A 21,114-nucleotide genomic window follows, 5' to 3' on the forward strand; every position below is an offset into this window, starting at 1 on the left:
TGAAAAGACCCGCGGCTTGCGGGTCTTTGCTTATTTCTCACACTTTATTGATATGAGACTTATCTTAAGATTTAAATGTATTTTTTAAACGTGAAATCCAATTACGTCTTGGTTGAGACGTACCCTTGGGACGCGCCTCAGTAAATGGTGTTTTGTGTTTGATAGCTTTTGCTAATTCAACTGCTTGATGCATCAAGTAAAGTTGTGAATTTAAAGGCAGTTGATTGTTGTTAACGTAATGGTAGACGCCATTCTTATCTTGATAACGACCTTTTTGGTTATCAGATAATTGTAAGTTCACAAAGTTTAATAAGCGTTCTCTGATTTTCGCATCATGAACAGGGAATAAAATTTCTACACGTTTAATCATGTTACGTGTCATCGCATCTGCAGATGATAAATAGATTTTTTCATCTCCATTGTTATGGAAGTAGTAGATACGAGAATGTTCTAAGAAACGACCTACAATACTTACAACTTCGATATTGTCGCTCACGCCTGGAACACCAGGTTTCAAACAGCAGATACCACGGATAATCAATTGAATTTTAACACCTGCTTGTGATGCTTCAAATAACTTTTTGATAATCGTTTTATCTGTTAAAGAGTTCATTTTCATAATGATATGACCATTGCCATATTCTTGATGATTTTTGATTTCAGTTTCGATACGTTCTACGAATACATCACGAATATCAAACGGTGCTACAATCAATTCATTGTAGTGAGGTTTGATTGAATAACCGCTTAAGTAGTTGAAGAAGTTAATCGCATCTTCAGCAATACCTTTATGTGTTGTGATGATACCCATATCTGTATAGATTTCCGCTGTTTTATCGTTATAGTTACCAGTACCTAAGTGTACAAATGGTACAAGACGACCTTTTAAGCGTTTAACCACTAATGTAATTTTACTGTGTGTTTTCAGATGTGTCATACCGTAAATTACATGACAACCTGCATCTTCTAACATACGTGCCCAATGGACGTTGTTTTCTTCATCGAAGCGGGCTTTCAATTCAACAAGAACAGTGACTTGTTTACCTTGTTCAGCCGCATATTTCAAACTTTTGATAATCGGTGAATCTTTGCTGACACGATACAATGTTTGTTTAATCGCAATTGTATCAGGATCTTCAGCAGCTTCACGGATGAAGTCGACAATCGGTTCAAATGATTCGTATGGGTGATGGAAGAAAATGTCACGTTTTAACGCTAAATCATAGACATCATTGTAACCTAATGATTCAGGAATTTGCGGCGTATAACGGTCATAACGTAAGTTTGGCAGTTGTGGTGTTAAATAACCAACTAAACCAAATACCATTGTTAAATCTAATGGACCATCCACAAAGTAAACATCATCGTCATGAATTTCTAATTGTTCTTTTAGACCTTCAATGTCTAATTCATTTGTATTACGTGAATCAACTTCTAGACGTACAGCTGAACCGCTTTTACGCATTTTCAAGAAGCGTTCGATTTCGATTAATAAATCTTCAGCACCGTCTTCATGAATTGTTAAGTCAGCATTACGTGTAATACGGAATGTGAAAGTTTTTCTGATGTCATAGCCTTGGAAGAGGAATTCAATGAAATAATCGATAACATCTTCAACCATTAAAACGTATTGTTTATCTTCATCTTTTAAAATCATGAAACGATCAATTAGTGATGGAATTTGAACAATTGCTGTATTTGTTGTTTCATCAGTATCTAATTCCACAAAGATATTCAAACTTTTATTAACAAGCTTCGGGAATGGATGATATGCATCAATGCCCAGTGGTGTTAACGTCGGTAAAATATTATTTTTGAATTCTTGTTCTAATTCATTTTGTAACGTTTCATTTAAATCTTGTGGTTTGGTAGTAATCACATTATATTCGCGTAAACGATTCGTCAATTCGTTATAGCGTTCGTACTGTAAATCAACAAGTGGCGTATTTTTTTCTTTTATAGCAGCCAGTTGTTGTTTAGGTGTCATTTGAGATTTGTTCTCGGGTTTGTTGAAGTTCATTTTAACTTGGTCTTGCAGCCCAGCTACACGGACCATAAAGAACTCGTCTAAGTTAGATGCGAAAATCGCAATAAAATTTAATTGTTCTAATAAAGGATTTGTTTTGTCGCTCGCTTCTTGTAAGACACGATAGTTGAAGTCGAGCCAGCTTAATTCTCGGTTATTGTAAAACTCTGGTTTGTTGAGATCTTTTTCAACGACTTGATTTTCCATAATGACCACCCCATGGTAAGTAAATAGACTTTATTTAAATAAAAAAATTGAAATGACTATGTTCTGTGATGTCATTCAGAGATGTCAGTAATTGCAATTTAAATTTTATATTGAACGCTCAAGTGCAACTTGTTGTATAACTTATATCATTGTATACAAATGCTTAAATCCACAGAAACATCCATTTGTAACTTAACACATTAATGTTAAGATTTTGTAAAGTTTATTGATACTTTTCCTTTTAATACTTTTTCTAAGTGTTTCTTTTGACGGTTTGCTTGATATTCTTCTGCAATCGGATGACCGGTGTAATAGGCATTTAAAGTATAATGCTCTTTATCATTTTTCACGAGTTCAATACGTTTGATTGGATTGGTATGTGACACATTCAAGGCATCGATGAATTTTAAAATACCGCCAAGAGATTGTAAGTCGCTTAGTTGGTCACTGTTCAACCAACCGGTTTCATCATTATAGAATTTTAATAAGCTTTTATTTTTAAAGCTTGCCATTAACGCTAATTGAACACGATCATGGTGACTAAAACCATCAATCATTGAGTTTGAGATAATGTAATACGTATGTTGTGATGCTGAATCGGCATCGATAAAACGACCTAAATAATAAATATAAGCTGCTTGTTTAAAAAGGCGTTGGTCTTTCTCAGATAACTTGATAATGTCCTGTTCTTTTAACTGATCTAATAAGTCACCAGCTAAAACAACACGTTGTTTGGCACCTACACCTTCATGTTTATAGGTGTTAGACAATTGATATAATGCACGGTTACGAACGTTAAAACGATCAAAAGCATCTTTGATCTTTTGGTTGAGTTGATACATCACATAACCTTCACGTAAACCTTTTCTAGAGAAAGTGAATTGTGTCGCATCCACTTGTTTGAATAATGCTTTAAAGACAGCGACACCAGGTAGAATGATATCTACACGGTCACGACTTAAGCCGTCTAAGTTTGTTAAGTCGTCACGTGAACTGTCTTCAATTAAATCAAAAACTTGATTTAAGTCATCGCCCGTCATGGTATAACAATGCACGCCGCCAATAGGGTAAGCGACTTCAGATTGATGGATACGTGCTACGTTACGTGCAGAACCGCCGACACCGACTAAAGCTACTTTTTGGTTATTGATCCAATCAAGTGAACCAAAGGCTTTGTCTAAGAATTTCTGCATTTTTTTAATCGCATCTTTGTCATTATGATCTTTACCTTCAAAGAATTTACGAGATAAAGTAACGACACCGAATGGGAAACTGTGAGAATGAATTAACTCTTTTCCTTTAAATAACGTAACTTCAGTAGAACCACCACCGATATCGACAGAAAGTCCATCTACAATGGCAGTAGAGTTAATAATCGCATAGAAACCGTAATAAGCTTCATCTAATTCTGGAACGATAGATAGTTTCATACCGATTTTTTTCTTCACTTGTTTTAAAATGTCATCTCTGTTTTTCGACTGACGAATTGCAGCTGTCGCAATCGGATGCAGTTCGTCTACTTTATATTCATCTGCGACTTTCTTAAAGCTTTGTAATGCTGAAATTAAGACATGGACACCTTCATCATTCATCGTCAAGTCATCTTCTAAATATTGACTTAAACGTGCAGGTGTTTTTATATTTTGTATTTCCGTAAGGCCTGTTTTACTATCGTATTCAAACACAACTAATCTAATGGTGTTTGAACCGATATCGATTAATCCAATGCGTTTCATGAGAACCCCCTCTGATTGCTTAGAAGCAGTCAGCAGACGATTAATCAATTTCTGTCCTGGTAAAATCATATGACTAACTCCTTCTTTTAGAAAAAATGAGAACGCTTAATGCCTGATATGACAACAAGAGTCACATTCTTTACTCACTTTAATTTTATCACAAAACATTACATTCTACATTAACTGTATAGACTAAAATGATAGTAATATTCATTATTTTGAACAAGCAATCGCGTACACTTTAAATTTTCAAATAGGACATAAAAAATAGATAATAGAGATACGTGGAAATGAAAAAAGGTGGTATAATAATTTTATTAAATGGATAAGAAAAGAGGGAACGATATGAAACGCAGCCTTCTCTTTATGGGGATAATTATGTTGAGTCTTTTCGTCTTAGCAGTTTGTGAAAAAGAACAATCCAAAACATATCAAGGCGAATTAGCGGGGGCAGATGTCATTGATACTTTAACTTATAAAGGCGATAAAATGGTTAAACAATCAATGATTATGACAATTAAGTACGACGAAAATGGACTTTCGAAAAGTGATGCTGAAAATATTTTAGATAAACAAGAAAAAGTGTTCGAAGGTTTAAAAGGTGTTAAATACAAAAAAGATATCAAAGAAGACAAAGCAGTTCAGAAAGTAGACATTGATTATAAAGAAGCGGATTTAAAACAGTTATCACATAGAGTCGGTGTGACTGGGCCAAAAGAAGGCAATGACTACGTCGATGTTAAATCTGTAGAACGATCATTGAAAAAATCTGGTTTAACTGTTAAAAAACCACTCAGCGAAGAATAATCTCATCGTAAAACAGCAAGTCACTTCAGTGTGATTTGTTGTTTTTTGTTGCTTTTAATCAGATACTAAACATTAAATATAATACTAAATATAGATTTTAACGTGATTAAATAAGAATAATTGTTATAATCAAATTGGTAATGATGGAGAGCTTTCGATTCATCCTAAAGTAATCAATTAATTTGATAATTTAAAAAGAGAGGCTAACTATGTTAAATATCCAAGATCCAAATTATTTTAAAAGAACTATTAAAATTTTCGTCGTAGCAATGACTCTTATTTTAATTGCTTTTGTGTTATCGCTTATCTTTAGCCCATCAATTGAAACTTTTAAAAGTATATCAAGTGGTTTACCTTCTAACCTTGAGGATGCACAAGGATTAAATAAAGTTTGGGAATATATATTAAATAATGGTGGCCGTGTTCCGCTTCAAATGTTTATATTTTCCTTAATTCCAATACCATTTTTGTACTGTTTAAATATAATTTCTACAAGCATAGTTACAGGTATCATGTTTGGATTTGCAATTCATATTGATTTTAATAAAGGAATTATTATGATCGGATCCGCAATTCCCCATGCAATTATAGAGATATTTGCTATGTGCATCGTTATTAGTGGTTTATATAAATTAAATCAAGCAATCGTCAGAAAGATAAGCAATTTATTTAGAAGTAATAAAAAGCAAAATTTTTCATTTAAACTAGCTTTAAGTAATTTGCTAAAAGTATATCTTCTAGTTGCTTTACCTTTATACATACTCGCAGCGTTTTTAGAAACATACTTCACAGATTTCATATATAATCTTTTCACTTAAAGACAATGTTGCTATATTTTAATAGTCGGCATTAGGACGATATTTTTGTCTGATTTTTGTTGAACATTAAGAATGAATTTTTGAAAATATACACAAAAATCACATTAAATAAACGAGTGATATGTTATAATCTTGTTTTGAAACGAAAGCAAGCAGTTAACGTATAAGCAGCTGCTTAGAAAAGGTGATATCGTGAATGAAAACGAACAACGTCCATTAGCTCAAACACAAGATAATCCTTATCAGTCAAATCGTGTAATGAAACGAGATTTTTGGTTGATTCCGCTGTTCTTCCTTGTGATTCCATTAATTACTGCACTAGTGATGTTTCCATTACGTTTAATATATGAAAGCCAATTTGGTGATTTAACAAGGCATACATTTATATTGTTGAATGTGATCGGCAGTTTAGTAGGTCAAATAGTGGTAGTACTGATTTATTACTTGATGCATCGAAAATATATCATACCAATTGCGAAAGCACGTTTTGCGAAAGTAAAACGCTACGCTTGGGTGTTGCTTCTTACATACTTAGCGATGTCTGTCGCACAAGCAATCTATGGTGGATTGATGTTATTACTACCGAAACATCTGCAATTTGATAACACACAAAACCAAATGATTCTTCTTCAACTCTTTGATAATCCTTGGGCATGGCCAGTTTTATTTATTGATATTGTGATTTTGACACCGATTATAGAAGAATTGATATTCCGTCATTTAATTATCCATGAACTTGGTAAGAAAATCGGATATACAGCTGGTGCTATTTTATCCATTATTATATTTGCGGGTATTCATGTAACAGGGGCTGTCTCGCCATTTGAATTCGGTGTATATGCGATCATGGCAGGTGCATTAGTCTTTGTTTATATGTATTCACGTCGTAATTTAGCGGTATCTATTGCTTTTCATATGATTATTAATGGTATTGGCTTTATTGGCATAGTCGGTCAGTTCATTATGGATAAATTTTCATAATATAAAAGCATAATCAAACATTCTAAAGACTGCATGTGCAGTCTTTTTTCATTTCCTAGGAAATAATTAAATTAAATCGCGCATTATATAGACTATGATGGTTAAGATAAGTTTTTAACGTTTTATGATTTATTTATGCAAATCTGGTTCAGTTTTGTACAATAAAGAAAACAACAAGAGGTGACAACATGACACAAACAACAAAGATACTAGAAAATCCTTTTGACTCAACTAAAGTTATGAAACGTGATTTCTTCCTATTTCCGTTATCTTTCTTCTTATTATTTGGTGCGGCAGTACTACTGCAACTTGTGCTTGGTCTTTATTATGGTGCCACTAATCGAGAAGTTCCGATGATAAAGTATGAAGAGTTTGGCGGCATCGCTCAAGATGTATCCAGTTTAAGTTTATTATTTATTTTCTACTTAATGCATAGACGTTATCTGATACCTATCGCGAAAGAGAGGATCAGGCGTGCATTTAAACTATGGTATCTAATTATTGGCGGAGGTATTGTGGTTTTCACTTTAAATGCCGGTATAGGATACCTTATGGAACACGTGTTACACCTAGATAATACGCAAAACCAAGCTATGATTGAAGCTATGTTTGAACATCAATGGTTATGGCCATTCTTATTTATCAGCATTGTTGTCCTCGCGCCAATTGTAGAGGAGCTTTTATACAGAAATGTGATTATTCATGAGCTAGGTAAGAAAATCGGCAATGTTCTAGCAACACTATTATCCATTATTTTGTTCGCAGGTATACATATGATGTATGCGCCTTCTATATATGAAGCTTTACCTTATGTGATGATGGGTACGGTCTTTTCTATTGTTTATTTGATGAGTCGAAAAAACTTAGCGGTTGCGATTTTGCTTCATGCCTTCAACAACGCAATCGGCTTTATTTTGATGTTATTTTCTTAAGTCATAGATATGCATGAACACTGGCTAAGTATAAAGTCAGTGTTTTTATTCTATACTTAGATAATTGTCATATTTTTCAAAATTGAAATATGTTAAATTGTATAAGAAAGGGAATAGTAAGGTGATGGATAATGTCATCTCTCTAGATTGAAGAAAAGGAGCAGTAGTATGGCGATTTTAGAATTAAAAGATGTGTGCTACAAAGCGGATAAACGTCTGATTATTGACCATTTAGACTTAACGGTTAAAAAAGGCGAAAAAATCGCAGTTGTAGGACCGTCCGGCAGCGGGAAAAGTACGCTGTTTCATTTGTTGTGTGATTTAATCAGTCCGACGAGCGGTCATATGTATTATAACGGCAAGGAATACGATGCGTATGAGCCGGAAACATTACGTCAACGTATCAGTTATATGCCGCAAGAAACAGATTTATTTGATCGTACAATCGGAGAAAATTTAGCGTTTCCTTCTATTGCGCGAAATGACAAATTCGATAAAGACAGAGCGTTAAAACTATTATCGGAATTTGGTTTAGGTCATTATGATTTAGACACTAACGTTGAATTTTTATCTGGAGGAGAACGTCAGCGTATCTGTTTAGCACGTCAGTTGATGTACATACCAGATGTTTTATTATTAGATGAGGCCACAAGTGCTTTAGATGCGGATAATACCGAGAAAGCAGAAGATGTTATTTTTGGCTTAGCGAAAGATGAAGGGGTATCAATTATGTGGATTACCCATAGCTATGACCAAAGTATGTCACACTTTGACCGTCGTGTGGATATTGTCGATGGTAAAGTCAATAAAGATAAGAAAGGGGTAATTGATGTATGAGTACAACAGCCTTAGCCCTGACGGCACTGTTATTAATTATCCCGATTGCAGTCTCTATTAAAGAGAAATTAAACATAGCAAAAGATTTAATCATCGCATCGATTCGTGCAGTAATTCAGTTAGTTATCTTAGGTTACATTCTGCATTTCATATTTGATTTGGATGAACCGTGGATTTTAATTTTATTCGTCTTAATCATTATTATTAACGCGTCATGGAATACAATCAGTCGTGCATCTAAAGTGATGCACCATGTCTTTTGGATTTCATTTGTATCTATCTTTATCGGTACCGCAATTCCATTAGCCGTGATTGTCTTTGTGGGCGCTATTAAATTTACCGGTAATGAATTGATTCCCATCGCAGGGATGCTTGCGAATAATGGATTAATTGCGATTAACCTTGCGTATCAAAACTTAGATCGTGCTTTTGTAAAAGAATACGGTACAATCGAATGTAAACTTGCATTAGCCGCAACACCGAAGTTAGCGTCTAAATCAGCAGTAAGAGAAAGTATTAAACTTGCGATTGTCCCAACGATTGATTCAGTGAAAACATATGGTTTAGTTTCTATTCCAGGGATGATGACAGGTATGATTATTAGTGGCGTGGACCCGCTTCAAGCCATCAAATTCCAACTCTTAGTTGTCTTTATCCATACCACTGCGACAATCACAACAGCACTCATCGCAACATATCTAAGTTATAAACAATTCTTTAACCATCGTCATCAACTCATCGGCAGTATGATGGAAGATGAAGACGATGATAACTAAATCTACAATAAACAGAGCTGTAAAGCTGGGAAACTATTTCTGCTTTACAGCTCTGTTTTTTTAGCGAATATTGAAAAATAAATTCATCCACTTACATTTTGATTTCAATTCAACTATAATGGAAAGGTTGAAAATATTAATTTTACATACAAAAGAGAGGAGGCAAAGAGAATGTCAGTTATGAGAATAGTAACGTTTATTATCAGTGTGTTTATTGTCGGCATGGTCGAAATGATGGTTGCTGGGATAATGAACTTAATGAGCGCAGATTTACATGTTTCAGAAGCGTGGATTGGCCAATTAGTGACGTTATATGCAGTTACTTTCGCCGTTTGCGGCCCGATTCTAGTCAAAGTTACTAATCGTTTCAGTGCGAAAACAGTATTACTTTGGACCATTGCAGTCTTTGTCTTCGGTAATGCGTTAATTGCGGTATCACCGAATTTCACATTACTGATTATCGGACGTATTATTTCTTCAGCTGCCGCAGCTTTGATTATTGTTAAAATTTTAGCGCTGACAGCTATGCTGACGGCACCACAGAATCGCGGTAAAATGATTGGTATTGTGTATTCAGGATTCAGTGGTGCGAATGTCTTCGGCGTACCGATCGGAACGATGCTTGGAGGATGGCTCGGTTGGCGCGCGACGTTCGTTTTTATTATCGTGGTTAGTGTCGTAGCTGCTTTCTTAATGATGCGTTACTTACCGACACCTGCTGAACTGTCCACTGCGTCAGGTGATACATCTGATACGTCGTCACAATACAAAATTTTAAACCGTGCAGAAATCATTAAATATTTAGCAGTGACCTTTATGTTGCTGACTGCGAATTCAATTACGTTTGTCTACATTAATCCGTTGATGCTGACAAATGGTTATGACATTCAATTTGTCTCTATTATATTATTAGTAAATGGAATTGCCGGAACATTAGGGACATCCATGGGTGGTTTCCTTGCAGATAAATTAACTAGTAAGACTTGGTTATTAATTGCCGCAATTGCGTTTACGTTATCTTTAGCCGCAGTCAATTGGTTTATTACGAATTCTATCATCATTGTATTAATCATCTTTATTTGGAATATTATGGAATGGAGTACTAACCCAGCCGTACAAAGTGGTTTGATCGACCACGTGAAAGGCGACGCGAGCCAAGTGCTCAGCTGGAATATGTCTAGTTTAAACGCAGGTATTGCAGCGGGCGGTATGATTGGTGGCTTAATCGTCTCAAATATCGGTGTACATGCGGTTGCTTATAGTTCAAGTATCTTAGGCATTGTGATTGTATTAATTGTCTTAAGTATTAAACAAACACAAAAGCCACAAATATAAACAAAACGCTTAATCCAATTTTGGGTTAAGCGTTTTTCTTATTCGAAAATATAAGCATCTTCAATTGTTGTATAAACAGACCAATCCACATGACCCTCTGTCACAAATTTGCCTAGTGTGTCCATCATCTGTTGCATCAAAGTATGTGTATGATGCGTTATAGGAAGATGATGAGCATGTAAAATATCTGTATGTCCGAACCAAAAAACAACATCTAAAATATGATAAGGTGTTTTAAAATTTTGAGCTGTTGGTGCACTCCAATTAAAACAGTAGAGCCATTTCTTCTTATATTGATAATGATCTAACCAACGTAAGGATGGTTGTTTAAATTCATAATAGGTGATTGCTTCTGATTGGCCTTTGCCCGTTGTGATATCAAAGGCAGTTGTATCAACGGTTATATTGTTATTTTGCATGACTTCTAAAAAGCGCTCAGGTGCTAACTTGCGTGATTCATTACGGATATAACAATCACCTTCTTGTTCAGTGAAACCCACTAACACAGGCCACTTGTCAGGGGTTGTATCTACCATAGTGGATTCATCAAAGATAGGACTGTAAATTAATTCTAAACCTTTAGAAGGTCCGTACTGCGCTAAATCTTCTTCTAGCGCATGCATCATTTGATGTGTTGAGAGTGCTGCTAAGTTGGTAGTGTCATAAAGTTTTGTGACTGTGTTCAGAAAATGTTGCGCAGTGTTTTGACTGTGTTGTACCTCATCAAAACGTAATGGGCCACTCATTAAGACCGCTTTATGAAAAAGAGGTTGAGCTGCTTTTAGATGCATTAATGCTTGAATACTCATGGCACCTGCAGACTGTCCACACAAAGTGATGTTGTTAGAATCTCCACCGAAGTCTTCGATGAATTGGTTGACCCACAATAATGCGGTGAATTGATCGGATAAGCCGCAATTCATATCGTAATCTTCATGAATCGCATTAAAATTCAAATAACCGAGTGCACCTAAACGATAGTTGAATGTAATGACAATGACTTGCGCATGTTCAGCGAATGTTTGTGGGTTATAAAGTTCAGCTGAACCGTGACCATTGAGATAACCGCCGCCATAAAACCAAATCATAACTGGTAATTTTTGATTGAAAGAAGCGGTGATGGGTTTCCAAATATTTAAATATAAGCAATCTTCACTTTGATGTTTAATCTTAGGCACTTGTGTGTCTTCAGGATGTGTAGAGAAAAACGCTTCAAGTTTATTAAAGGGTTGGGGCGGAATGGCTTTAAATTGATCAGCATGTAAAGGTTCTGACCATGTTGTTTTAAGTTCAGCATGTTTAAAGCGTCTTTCGTTAATGGGCGGATAAGCGTAAGGAATACCAAAATACGTTTCACAGTGTTGTTTAATTTGTCCGATAATCGTGCCTGCTTTTGTGTGTCTTGTAATAGATGTCATCATACTCGCTCCTTTCCTCTAACATAGCATAAAAAAAGAAACAGCTGAGAGACATAACATCTGTTCAGCTGTTTCATATCATTTATTGTGATGAAGTTTTAGCTTCTGCTTGGCTAGAAATATCTTTTTCTAAAGTTTGGTTGATTTCTACTGCGTTCTTATAGTACTTACTTTCAAAGTAACTGCCGATACCGATTTTATAGAAGACTAAAGCGACGATAATGATGACTATAAAGTCATATGGATAATGAATCCAGTTAATACCGTTAAAGTCTTTACTGCCGATAAAGGATAATCCTGAAAGTACAAGTAAATAGATAATCAACCATAGACTGCCGCGCAATTGATTGCGAGTATTTTCCCAGTTTAATTTGTATTCATAGAAGAAGTACATCGGTAAACCTAGAATAATGATAAAGATAACTTTCGCAGTCGTCGGCCACATTGCCCAATAAATCGCAAGTGACGTTAAGGCGAACGATAAAGGTGCTGCTATTTTCAAGAAGCGTGCTTTAAATGGACGATGAAGTTTTGGCCCCATCTTTCTTAAAGCCATCGCTGTTGTCGGCCCTGTTAAATACGCAACTAATGTTGAGGTTGCGATCACGGTTGCGAGTGTGCCCCAAGATCTGAATAACGTCACCATAACCATTGCTAGAATGGCATTGACAATAATTGCGACTCTTGGAATATTATATTGTTTGTTGATACGGCCTAAAATTTTAGGAATATGTCCATTTTTCTCCATAGCGCTTAATACACGACCTGTTGAAGCAACGAATGCGACCCCAGTTCCAAATGGTGAAACGAATGCTTCAATGTATAGTAAAATCGCTAGCCAATTCAAGTTTAATAGGATGGCTAAGTCAGCGAAAGGTGAGTTGAATTGAATACCTTTCCAGCCTTTATCAGCGACCATATTTTCAGGCATAGATGTAATAAAGACACTTTGTAGAACGACATATAATAACGCAGTTAATGATAAACAAATCACGATACCGCGTAAAATGTTTTTCTCTGGTTTTTCAATCTCAGCACCCATGTTGATAATGGTTTGGAATGCGTTGAATGAAAAGATAATTCCTGATACTGTAACTGCCGCAAATATCGGTGCAGTACCATAAGGAATGAAACTGCTTAATGAATGACCATAGTTTCCTGGATGGAAACCTGATAGTAATAATAAGATGACTGTTAATGTCGGTACACCTAATTTAAAGAATGAGATTAAACTTGTAAAAGATGTAAGAACTTTCACTGACCAATAGTTTAACAGTGAAAAGATAATAATAATGACATATACAGCGAATAAACCAATATTACTGATTGTACCGTCTTTCATCAGAACACTTGTGAACTTTGCCCACTCCCAAGGCCAAGAACTCATGTATTGTACAGCAGATACGGCTTCAATCGGGATAATCGTAACTAAAGCAACCCAGTTCGCCCAAGAAGCGATAAAGCCGAGTAATGAACCGTGTGTATATTGTGCATAGTTGCTCATCCCGCCAGATTGCGGCAGCATTGTCGCGACTTCGATATAGTTATATGCGACTAAACTGATGATGATGAAACCAATCACCCATGAAAAGATTGCTGCAGGACCTGCAACAGATGAAGCTTCCCATGCCCCGAACAGCCAACCTGAACCGATTAATGAACCAAGTCCAAGTAACACAAGCTGTGACAGGCTGATTTTACCACTATTAGTTTGTTTCATAGTAAAACTCCTAAGTTTCAGAGAACATGCTCTCTTTATTTGTAAAGCAAAATAAGCTTGCTTCATTTATAAATCAGGCAAACCTAACTCATGATAGAACATTATACGGAAAATTCAGATGACGTCAACAGGAAAAGGGCAGGTTTATATTTTATGAATGAAAACGCATGAAAATACGATATAACGGCGATTTTTGTATATTCATTAATGGTGATAATACGTAAAAAACTGTCGTGGCGCATTTTCTTGTTTTAATATATTTAATGATTATGCATAGAGAAAAAGTAGAAAACAAATTAAAATGCAAGAAAATCATCGCATATAATCAAGACAATCAATGACAACTCTGGAATAAGAAAGAAAAAGAGAAAAATAAGTGAATGAGTGTTTTAGAATACAAAAAGTGTAAAATTGAGGATTAGAAAAATAGATAAATGGCTATGGTATATTAAGCCTGTAAAAAAAGGAGCACAACAATGACAAAGAACAGATTAAATGATAAAGCAGAAGCATATTTCACACGTGCGCAAGAGTGGCATGATGAATATAAAGCACTACGTGCTATTATCTTGAAAAATAAAGACTTAACAGAGGATTACAAATGGATGCATCCATGTTATACCTTGAATGGTAAAAATGTGGTGTTGATTCATGGTTTCAAAGATTATTGTGCGTTATTGTTTCATAAGGGTGCTTTAATGAAGGATCCAGAACATAAGTTGATTCAACAAACTAAAAATGTACAAGCAGCAAGACAATTACGTTTTACATCACTTGCTCAAATCGAAGCAGAATCAGAAATGATTGCAGCTTATGTGGATGAAGCAGTGGAAATTGAGCATTCTGGTAAAAAGGTCGAAATGAAAAAGACTGAGGAGTATGACATGCCGCAAGAATTACAAGCAGCGTTGGAAGCGGATGAACAGTTAAATGAAGCATTTAACAATCTTACTCCTGGGCGTCAGCGTCAGTATATGTATTTTATCGGCCAAGCCAAACGGGAAGCTACAAGAAAAGCACGTGTTGAAAAATACAAAGCTCAAATTTTAGCAGGTAAAGGTATGAATGATTAGTCGTTTTAAGTAATTTAGTTACGCGGTAGGGATTAAATATTGATTTAATCCACTCTAAATTATGAAATTTTGAAAATATGTCAATTTTTTTCAAAAAATTTCGCGATTAATCCGACCAAATGGTTTAGTTTGTGTTATAGTTATAAAGTACACTATTAATCAAGTAAGTCGAAGATACAATTTTTAATTTATTGTATTGAACAAAAGAACAGACACTGTTGAACAGCGCTGTATTATAACGTAGTTGAGGTGAAGGTTGCAGCGCAACCGAATCTAAAGCAATTAACAAGTCATTTGCGACTTTGTTTAGGAACTTATCCGTTAAGTTATTGAAACATTGGGCAAGTGATTTTTTTATTGACTGCTTTTAGGGTGTGTACAGAGAACAATAGACAGACTGTTCTTTACTCACAACTTAGAACTTACTTTAGGCTTAAACAAATTCGATAAAGAAAGGAATTACTTTAATGCTTAGTATTAAGAACTTATCTAAGGTTTACCCTGGAGGTAAAAAAGCGGTAGATGATATCTCGCTTGATATTCAATCAGGGGAATTTGTTGCATTTATTGGTACAAGTGGTAGTGGTAAAACAACTGCTTTACGTATGATCAATCGTATGATTGAAGCAACGAAAGGACAAATTACGATTGATGGCAAAGATGTCAGAAAGATGAATGCGGTAGAATTACGCCGCAGTATTGGTTATGTGATTCAACAAATCGGTTTAATGCCGCACATGACAATCAAAGAAAACATTGTACTGGTTCCAAAATTATTAAAATGGCCAGAAGAAAAGAAAGATAAAAAAGCACGTGAGTTAATTAAATTAGTTGACTTACCAGAAGAATACTTAGATCGTTATCCATCTGAATTATCAGGCGGACAACAACAACGTATCGGGGTTGTACGTGCTTTAGCAGCTGAACAAGACATTATCTTAATGGACGAACCGTTCGGTGCTTTAGACCCGATTACACGTGATACATTACAAGACTTAGTTAAAGAGTTACAACAAAAACTAGGTAAAACATTTGTTTTCGTTACACATGATATGGATGAAGCAATCAAACTTGCAGATAAGATTTGTATTATGTCTGAAGGTAAAGTCGTTCAATTCGACACACCAGATAATATTTTACGTCATCCAGCGAATGACTTCGTACGTGATTTCATCGGTCAAAACCGTTTGATTCAAGACCGTCCGAATATGCGTACAGTAGAAGATGCGATGATTAAACCAATTACAGTTCGTGCAGACGATTCATTAAACCATGCGGTTGATGTGATGCGTCGTCATCGTATCGATACAATCTTTGTGGTAACTAACCAAGACAGATTTTTAGGTTACATGGATATTGAAGATATCAACCAAGGATTACGTGCAGGTAAAGAACTGATTGATACAATGCAACGTGATATTTATCGCGTAAATGTGAATAGTAAATTACAAGACACAGTACGTACGATTTTAAAACGTAACGTACGTAACGTGCCGGTGGTTGATGATCACGACACATTAGTCGGTTTAATCACACGTGCCAACTTAGTAGATATTGTTTATGACAGCATTTGGGGTGAAGGTGCTGAAGAAGCGCTACAAGAATCTGAAGCATCAGGTATTAAAGAAGCACCGGTAGAAATGGATCACGAAAAAACGTCGGATGCAGGAGTTGAGCGATAATGAAAGAATTCCTTCAAGAATATGGCGGCGAACTGATTCAAAAGACGGGCGAACATTTCTTTATTTCTATTGTTGCGCTTCTCATCGCTATCGTCGTAGCAGTGCCGATCGGTATTTTGTTAGCTAAAACTAAAAAAGCAGCAAGTATTGTATTAACAACAGCAGGTGTGCTGCAAACGATTCCGACACTTGCAGTATTAGCCATTATGATTCCAATTTTCGGTGTAGGTAAAACACCAGCAATTATCGCATTGTTTGTGTATATCTTATTACCGATTTTAAATAACACTGTATTAGGTGTTCAAAATATCAACCCAGATGTTCGCCAAGCAGCGATCAGTATGGGAATGACAAAATTCCAACTGATGAAAGATGTTGAGATGCCTTTAGCATTACCGTTAATTCTAAGTGGTATCCGCTTATCAAGTGTGTATGTTATCAGTTGGGCAACACTTGCAAGTTATGTAGGTGCAGGCGGTTTAGGAGACTTCGTCTTCAACGGATTGAACTTATATAACCCAATCATGATTGTGAGTGCTGCAGTACTTGTTACAGCATTAGCATTAATTGTCGATTACGTACTACGCGCAGTAGAAAAATGGGCAGTACCAAAAGGCTTAAAAGCATAAAATATCCAGATAGGGAGGACATTGGAACTTTATGAAACAGATAAAAAAATACTTGATTCTGATGGTGACTTGTCTTGTTGTATTATCTGGATGCAGTCTGCCTGGTTTAGGCGGTGGTCGTGCAGATGATGATTCAGTAGAAATTACATCACTTGCAACAAGTGAGTCTCAAATCATGTCACATATGGTGCGCTTAATGATTGAGCACGAAACAAAAGATAAAATCAAACCGACATTAATTAATAATATGGGTTCAAGTACCATCCAACATAACGCGTTGATGAACGGTGACGCGAATGTTTCAGGTACACGTTATACAGGTACGGACTTGGTCGGTGCTTTAGGTGAAGATCCAATTAAGGATCCTAAAAAAGCAATGAAAGTGACACAAGAAGGATTCGATAAAAAATTCAATCAAAAATTCTTTGATTCTTACGGTTTTGATAACACGTACGCTTTCATGGTGACAAAAGAAACAGCAGAAAAATATGACTTAGAAACAGTTTCTGACTTAAAGAAACATGAAAAAGAGTTACGCTTAGGTGTAGATAGTTCTTGGTTGAACCGTAAAGGTGACGGTTATCCAGGATTCAAAAAAGAGTACGGCATTAGTTTTAATACTGTACGTCCAATGCAAATCGGTTTAGTTTATGATGCATTGAAAAGTAAAAAACTAGATGTTGCATTAGGTTATTCAACTGATGGACGTATCGCGGCATATGACTTGAAAGTATTAAAAGACGATAGAAAATTCTTCCCGCCATATGATGCGAGTCCAGTTGCTAAAAAAGATTTATTAAAGAAACATCCTGAAATTAATACAGCATTGAAAAAATTAGAAGGCAAAATTTCAACAGAAGAAATGCAGCATTTGAACTATGAAGCAGACGGACAAGGTAAAGAGCCTGCAGTCGTAGCCGAAGAGTTCTTACAAAAACATAATTATTTCGAAGATAAGAAAGGCGGGCAAAAATAATGAAAGGTAATTTATTCCAACAGCTGATTGAATACTATTCATTGAACGCCGGTTATCTGTGGGGACTTTTCTTCCAACACTTACTCATGTCAGTTTATGGCGTCATCTTTGCTGCGATTGTCGGAATTCCAATTGGTATTCTGATTTCAAGATTCGGCAAATTATCTAAGACTGTCATTACTATTGCGAACATCATTCAAACAGTTCCTGTTATCGCAATGTTAGCCATTCTGATGTTAGTCATGGGATTAGGTCCAACAACAGTTGTAGTCACTGTATTCTTATATGCCTTATTACCGATTATTCAGAACACATACTCAGGTATTATCGGTGTCGATGCCAATATCAAAGATGCTGGTAAAGGTATGGGTATGACAGGTAATCAAGTATTGCGTATGATTGAATTACCACTAGCTTTATCAGTGATTATCGGTGGCTTACGTATCGCATTAGTTGTCGCAATTGGTGTTGTAGCGGTTGGTTCATTCATCGGTGCTCCGACACTGGGTGATATTATCATCCGTGGTACAAACGCGACAGACGGCACAACATTCATTCTTGCAGGTGCGATTCCAATTGCTTTAATTGCAGTCATCATCGATATTGTTTTAAGATTCTTAGAAAAACGTCTCGACCCTGTGAAGAAAAGAAAACCGAAAGGTCCATTACCTCAAGGTGTAGATGGGTAATTAAATTAGAAGGTATCGCATGCAAGATGATTTCATCTGATATGCGATACCTTTATCATTGGTATTGAAACTAATCATAAGGAGGAACTTATTATGGCATGGTTACAAGTTAATTATGATTCAATCACATTAGGTAAAGAACAACGCTTTAATGCGTTTTTACCAGAAGAACCTTCACAATTTAAAACAGGTAAACCCGCAAAAGAATTACCTGTGCTTTTATTACTACATGGTTTATCAAGCGATGAAACATCTTATTTAAGATTTACAAGTTTAGAACGTTATGCGAAAGAACGTCAAATCGCAGTGATTATGCCAGCAGGCGATCACAGTGGTTATGCGAATATGGGTTATGGTCATAATTATTATGATTATGTATTAGAAGTATTTGATTATGCACTTCAAATCTTACCGTTATCTAAACGTCGTGAAGACCACTTTATCGCAGGTCATTCTATGGGTGGTTATGGCACAATCAAATATGCATTAACACAAACAGAGCGCTTTTCTAAAGCGGCACCATTATCTGCAGTCTTTACACCTGATTGGTTGATGAATATAGATTGGCATGACTTCTCTAAACATGCGATATTAGGAGAGAAAACAGCGGCTAGAGGAACAGAACTTGACCCTTATTACTTGGTAGATCAAGCAATAGAAAAAGGATTAGATATTCCTGAATTATTGATTATGTGCGGTACAGAAGATGATTTATACCAAGACAACCGTGATTTCATCAGCTATTTAGATGACAAAAAAATCGCATATCAATTCGAAGATGGTCCAGGTAAACATGACTATGCATACTGGGATAAAGCAATTGAATATGCATTAGATTGGTTCTTAAAAGATAGAAAATAATATAGAAATCAGCGAAATAGAAACACAGTGATAAAAAAATTCCCCTCAAACTCAAAAATAGGTTTGAGGGGATTTTTTATATCATTTTCTATTCTTGTTAAACAGCTGAAAGGTTAAGAAGGACGATAGGCATCAATCACAGTATTTAACATGTTATAGATATATTCATCTGTAAGCACTTCAGGTTTAATTAAGATATTAAAATAAATCGGTGAGAAGATTAAATCAATAAACATATCTTGATGTTCCTCTGGTATATAAGGTGCGCTGACCTGTTTTAACATCTGACGATATTGGTTGAAATAATCTTCCATAAAGTGATTGCGCAAGTCATTCTCTTCATTGGTTAATAAGATTTGAATGACTGCTTTACCTAATGGTGTTTTATAAAGACGTGTGATTTTAATCAAAGTGGCATATAAATCTTCAAAGAAATCACCTTGAAGTGTGACATCAGAATGTGCCTTGTTTAAAAACATATCAATAATCATACTGTCTTTATCTTTCCAACGACGATAAATAGTCGCCTTTGAAATCTGTGTATTTTCAGCTAATTCATCTATAGTAATAGAATTATAGGATTCACGTTCTAACATTTTGCCTAACTCATCAAAAATCCTTATATTTATCTTCGGATCTTTTGGTCTACCTGCCATATTAATGACCTCGTTTCAAATGTGCTAGTTTCTCTACTATCTCAAAAATGATGATTGCGCTCAAGAACCATGCAATTAAACCAACGAAAATACTGAGAATCCAGTTGTTTGTCCATACTAACATCAACCAAGTAGCTAAGATGTTGAATAAAACACCTGTCATACCGAATACTGCACCATTACTGACATGAGCTGCAACTTTGTCACCATATTGGATACCAGAAGCAATTAAAGCGATTAAGAATACAGCTGGAAATACTGCGAAGATACCGCCGAATTCTTTCCATGGAATAATAACAGATACTATATAACTCAAGCAGACGGACATGCCGCCAGCTAAAAATTTAACCAATAGCATTTTCATTTTTTATTCAAACCTCCGATTAAATATGTTTCAGTGCTAGGATGATACAAGATAAAACAAACCAGCAGGCGATAGAGAATACTGCGCCTTTTCTATATCCGATATGTTTTACCGCGATTGCTGTTAAAGCGACACTGATAATACAGCCGATAATACCGATAACAGCACCAGCACTTAAGTGGATAGATTCATAAACTAATTTATTGCCGGAAAAGTCAACAGATAATGTGACTAAGGCAGCTAAATAAACAGCTGGGAAAGTAGAAAAGATACCACCCAATTTGCCGCCGAGTTTTGACGCGATAACAGTCGCCAAAGTAACAGCCAATCCACCGAATATAAAGCGGATGATCAAGCTTATTAATGAAATGCCGAACATAATGAAAATTCATCCCAATCTATATAGTTTTAAAACGAAACGTATCGTTTACTAATAGTGTAATACGCACATATTTTCTTGTAAACAGGATACAACTCTTCATAATTGAACATTTAATGAAAACTTTAAATTAAAACGCTTACATTTAATTCATGTTAATAAATCAAAAAAATAGAGACAGGTCATCCTGTCTCTAAACGAATGGAAAATTA

Annotated in this window: 20 protein-coding genes; 13 read left to right on the forward strand and 7 right to left on the reverse strand. The window is 35.5% G+C overall.

All coding sequences use genetic code 11. The features are described 5' to 3' along the window. Positions 1 to 64: 64 nt before the first annotated feature. Together KRR19_RS01835 and ppx are read right to left on the reverse strand one after the other, a co-directional pair. Positions 65 to 2,233, reverse strand: a complete 2,169-nt coding sequence (locus tag KRR19_RS01835; RefSeq protein ID WP_002479785.1) for an RNA degradosome polyphosphate kinase — start codon at positions 2,231 to 2,233, stop codon at positions 65 to 67. 206 nt (positions 2,234 to 2,439) lie between these two features. Continuing rightward, positions 2,440 to 3,969 (reverse strand): exopolyphosphatase, encoded by a 1,530-nt coding sequence (gene ppx, locus KRR19_RS01840; RefSeq protein ID WP_216733436.1) that lies wholly within the window; start codon positions 3,967 to 3,969, stop codon positions 2,440 to 2,442. A 345-nt stretch (positions 3,970 to 4,314) separates the two neighbouring features. Here ppx and KRR19_RS01845 point away from each other — a divergent pair, with 345 nt between their 5' ends. From KRR19_RS01845 to KRR19_RS01875, 7 genes are all read left to right on the forward strand, one after another. Continuing rightward, on the forward strand, positions 4,315 to 4,776 hold the full coding sequence (locus KRR19_RS01845) for a DUF1307 domain-containing protein (RefSeq protein ID WP_216733410.1): 462 nt from the start codon (positions 4,315 to 4,317) through the stop codon (positions 4,774 to 4,776). Positions 4,777 to 4,985: 209 nt separating this feature from the next. Then, positions 4,986 to 5,594 carry a stage II sporulation protein M gene (locus KRR19_RS01850; RefSeq protein WP_156666758.1) on the forward strand — a complete coding sequence of 203 codons (609 nt, stop codon included), beginning with the start codon at positions 4,986 to 4,988 and terminating at the stop codon, positions 5,592 to 5,594. A gap of 192 nt (positions 5,595 to 5,786) precedes the next feature. Next, a complete protein-coding gene (locus tag KRR19_RS01855; protein WP_002479782.1) occupies positions 5,787 to 6,575 on the forward strand; it encodes a CPBP family intramembrane glutamic endopeptidase in 789 nt (262 codons plus the stop codon). Positions 6,576 to 6,763: 188 nt separating this feature from the next. Continuing rightward, a complete protein-coding gene (locus KRR19_RS01860; protein WP_156666759.1) occupies positions 6,764 to 7,507 on the forward strand; it encodes a CPBP family intramembrane glutamic endopeptidase in 744 nt (247 codons plus the stop codon). Between the two features lie 168 nt (positions 7,508 to 7,675). Further along, entirely contained in the window at positions 7,676 to 8,344 is a 669-nt protein-coding gene (locus tag KRR19_RS01865) for an ABC transporter ATP-binding protein (protein WP_023015085.1), read from the forward strand. After that, the gene (locus KRR19_RS01870) at positions 8,341 to 9,120 is read left to right on the forward strand and encodes an ABC transporter permease (protein WP_002479779.1); all 780 of its coding nucleotides are present in this window, start codon (positions 8,341 to 8,343) and stop codon (positions 9,118 to 9,120) included. The genes KRR19_RS01865 and KRR19_RS01870 overlap by 4 nt, the downstream gene beginning before the upstream one ends. Positions 9,121 to 9,291: 171 nt before the next feature. Next, positions 9,292 to 10,455, forward strand: coding sequence for an MFS transporter (locus KRR19_RS01875; RefSeq protein ID WP_002479778.1), 1,164 nt, complete (start codon positions 9,292 to 9,294; stop codon positions 10,453 to 10,455). A 38-nt stretch (positions 10,456 to 10,493) separates the two neighbouring features. Here the strand turns inward: KRR19_RS01875 and KRR19_RS01880 are convergent, their stop codons facing one another. Further along, positions 10,494 to 11,873, reverse strand: a complete 1,380-nt coding sequence (locus KRR19_RS01880; protein ID WP_242543423.1) for a carboxylesterase family protein — start codon at positions 11,871 to 11,873, stop codon at positions 10,494 to 10,496. 82 nt (positions 11,874 to 11,955) lie between these two features. Further along, entirely contained in the window at positions 11,956 to 13,593 is a 1,638-nt protein-coding gene (locus tag KRR19_RS01885) for an APC family permease (protein WP_216733411.1), read from the reverse strand. A gap of 476 nt (positions 13,594 to 14,069) precedes the next feature. On the opposite strand from KRR19_RS01885, the gene KRR19_RS01890 reads away from it, so the two are divergent. The 6 genes from KRR19_RS01890 (at position 14,070) to KRR19_RS01915 (ending at position 19,503) form a co-directional block, all read left to right on the forward strand. Next, positions 14,070 to 14,666 carry a YdeI/OmpD-associated family protein gene (locus KRR19_RS01890; RefSeq protein ID WP_156666761.1) on the forward strand — a complete coding sequence of 199 codons (597 nt, stop codon included), beginning with the start codon at positions 14,070 to 14,072 and terminating at the stop codon, positions 14,664 to 14,666. 467 nt (positions 14,667 to 15,133) lie between these two features. Further along, positions 15,134 to 16,348 (forward strand): betaine/proline/choline family ABC transporter ATP-binding protein, encoded by a 1,215-nt coding sequence (locus KRR19_RS01895; protein ID WP_023015081.1) that lies wholly within the window; start codon positions 15,134 to 15,136, stop codon positions 16,346 to 16,348. Further along, on the forward strand, positions 16,348 to 16,977 hold the full coding sequence (locus tag KRR19_RS01900) for an ABC transporter permease (RefSeq protein WP_002479772.1): 630 nt from the start codon (positions 16,348 to 16,350) through the stop codon (positions 16,975 to 16,977). Before KRR19_RS01895 ends, KRR19_RS01900 begins: the two co-directional genes overlap by 1 nt. Positions 16,978 to 17,008: 31 nt before the next feature. Continuing rightward, complete coding sequence (locus tag KRR19_RS01905; protein WP_002479771.1) at positions 17,009 to 17,953, forward strand: osmoprotectant ABC transporter substrate-binding protein; 945 nt, start codon at positions 17,009 to 17,011, stop codon at positions 17,951 to 17,953. Beyond that, positions 17,953 to 18,642: an ABC transporter permease gene (locus tag KRR19_RS01910; protein ID WP_002479770.1), complete on the forward strand. Its 690-nt coding sequence runs from the start codon at positions 17,953 to 17,955 to the stop codon at positions 18,640 to 18,642. Before KRR19_RS01905 ends, KRR19_RS01910 begins: the two co-directional genes overlap by 1 nt. 93 nt (positions 18,643 to 18,735) lie before the next feature. After that, complete coding sequence (locus KRR19_RS01915) at positions 18,736 to 19,503, forward strand: alpha/beta hydrolase (protein ID WP_057509972.1); 768 nt, start codon at positions 18,736 to 18,738, stop codon at positions 19,501 to 19,503. Positions 19,504 to 19,616: 113 nt separating this feature from the next. Here the strand turns inward: KRR19_RS01915 and KRR19_RS01920 are convergent, their stop codons facing one another. From KRR19_RS01920 to KRR19_RS01930, 3 genes are read right to left on the reverse strand one after another with little or no spacing between them, the layout of a single operon-like run. Continuing rightward, a complete protein-coding gene (locus KRR19_RS01920) occupies positions 19,617 to 20,159 on the reverse strand; it encodes a TetR/AcrR family transcriptional regulator (protein WP_002479768.1) in 543 nt (180 codons plus the stop codon). Between the two features lies 1 nt (position 20,160). Further along, positions 20,161 to 20,523 carry a DUF3147 family protein gene (locus KRR19_RS01925; protein ID WP_002479767.1) on the reverse strand — a complete coding sequence of 121 codons (363 nt, stop codon included), beginning with the start codon at positions 20,521 to 20,523 and terminating at the stop codon, positions 20,161 to 20,163. 19 nt (positions 20,524 to 20,542) lie between these two features. Continuing rightward, the gene (locus tag KRR19_RS01930; protein WP_002479766.1) at positions 20,543 to 20,902 is read right to left on the reverse strand and encodes a DUF3147 family protein; all 360 of its coding nucleotides are present in this window, start codon (positions 20,900 to 20,902) and stop codon (positions 20,543 to 20,545) included. Positions 20,903 to 21,114 lie beyond the last annotated feature (212 nt).

Origin of the sequence: Staphylococcus sp. CWZ226 (assembly GCF_018986355.1) — a bacterium.
Taxonomy (GTDB): Bacteria; Bacillota; Bacilli; order Staphylococcales; family Staphylococcaceae; genus Staphylococcus; species Staphylococcus simulans.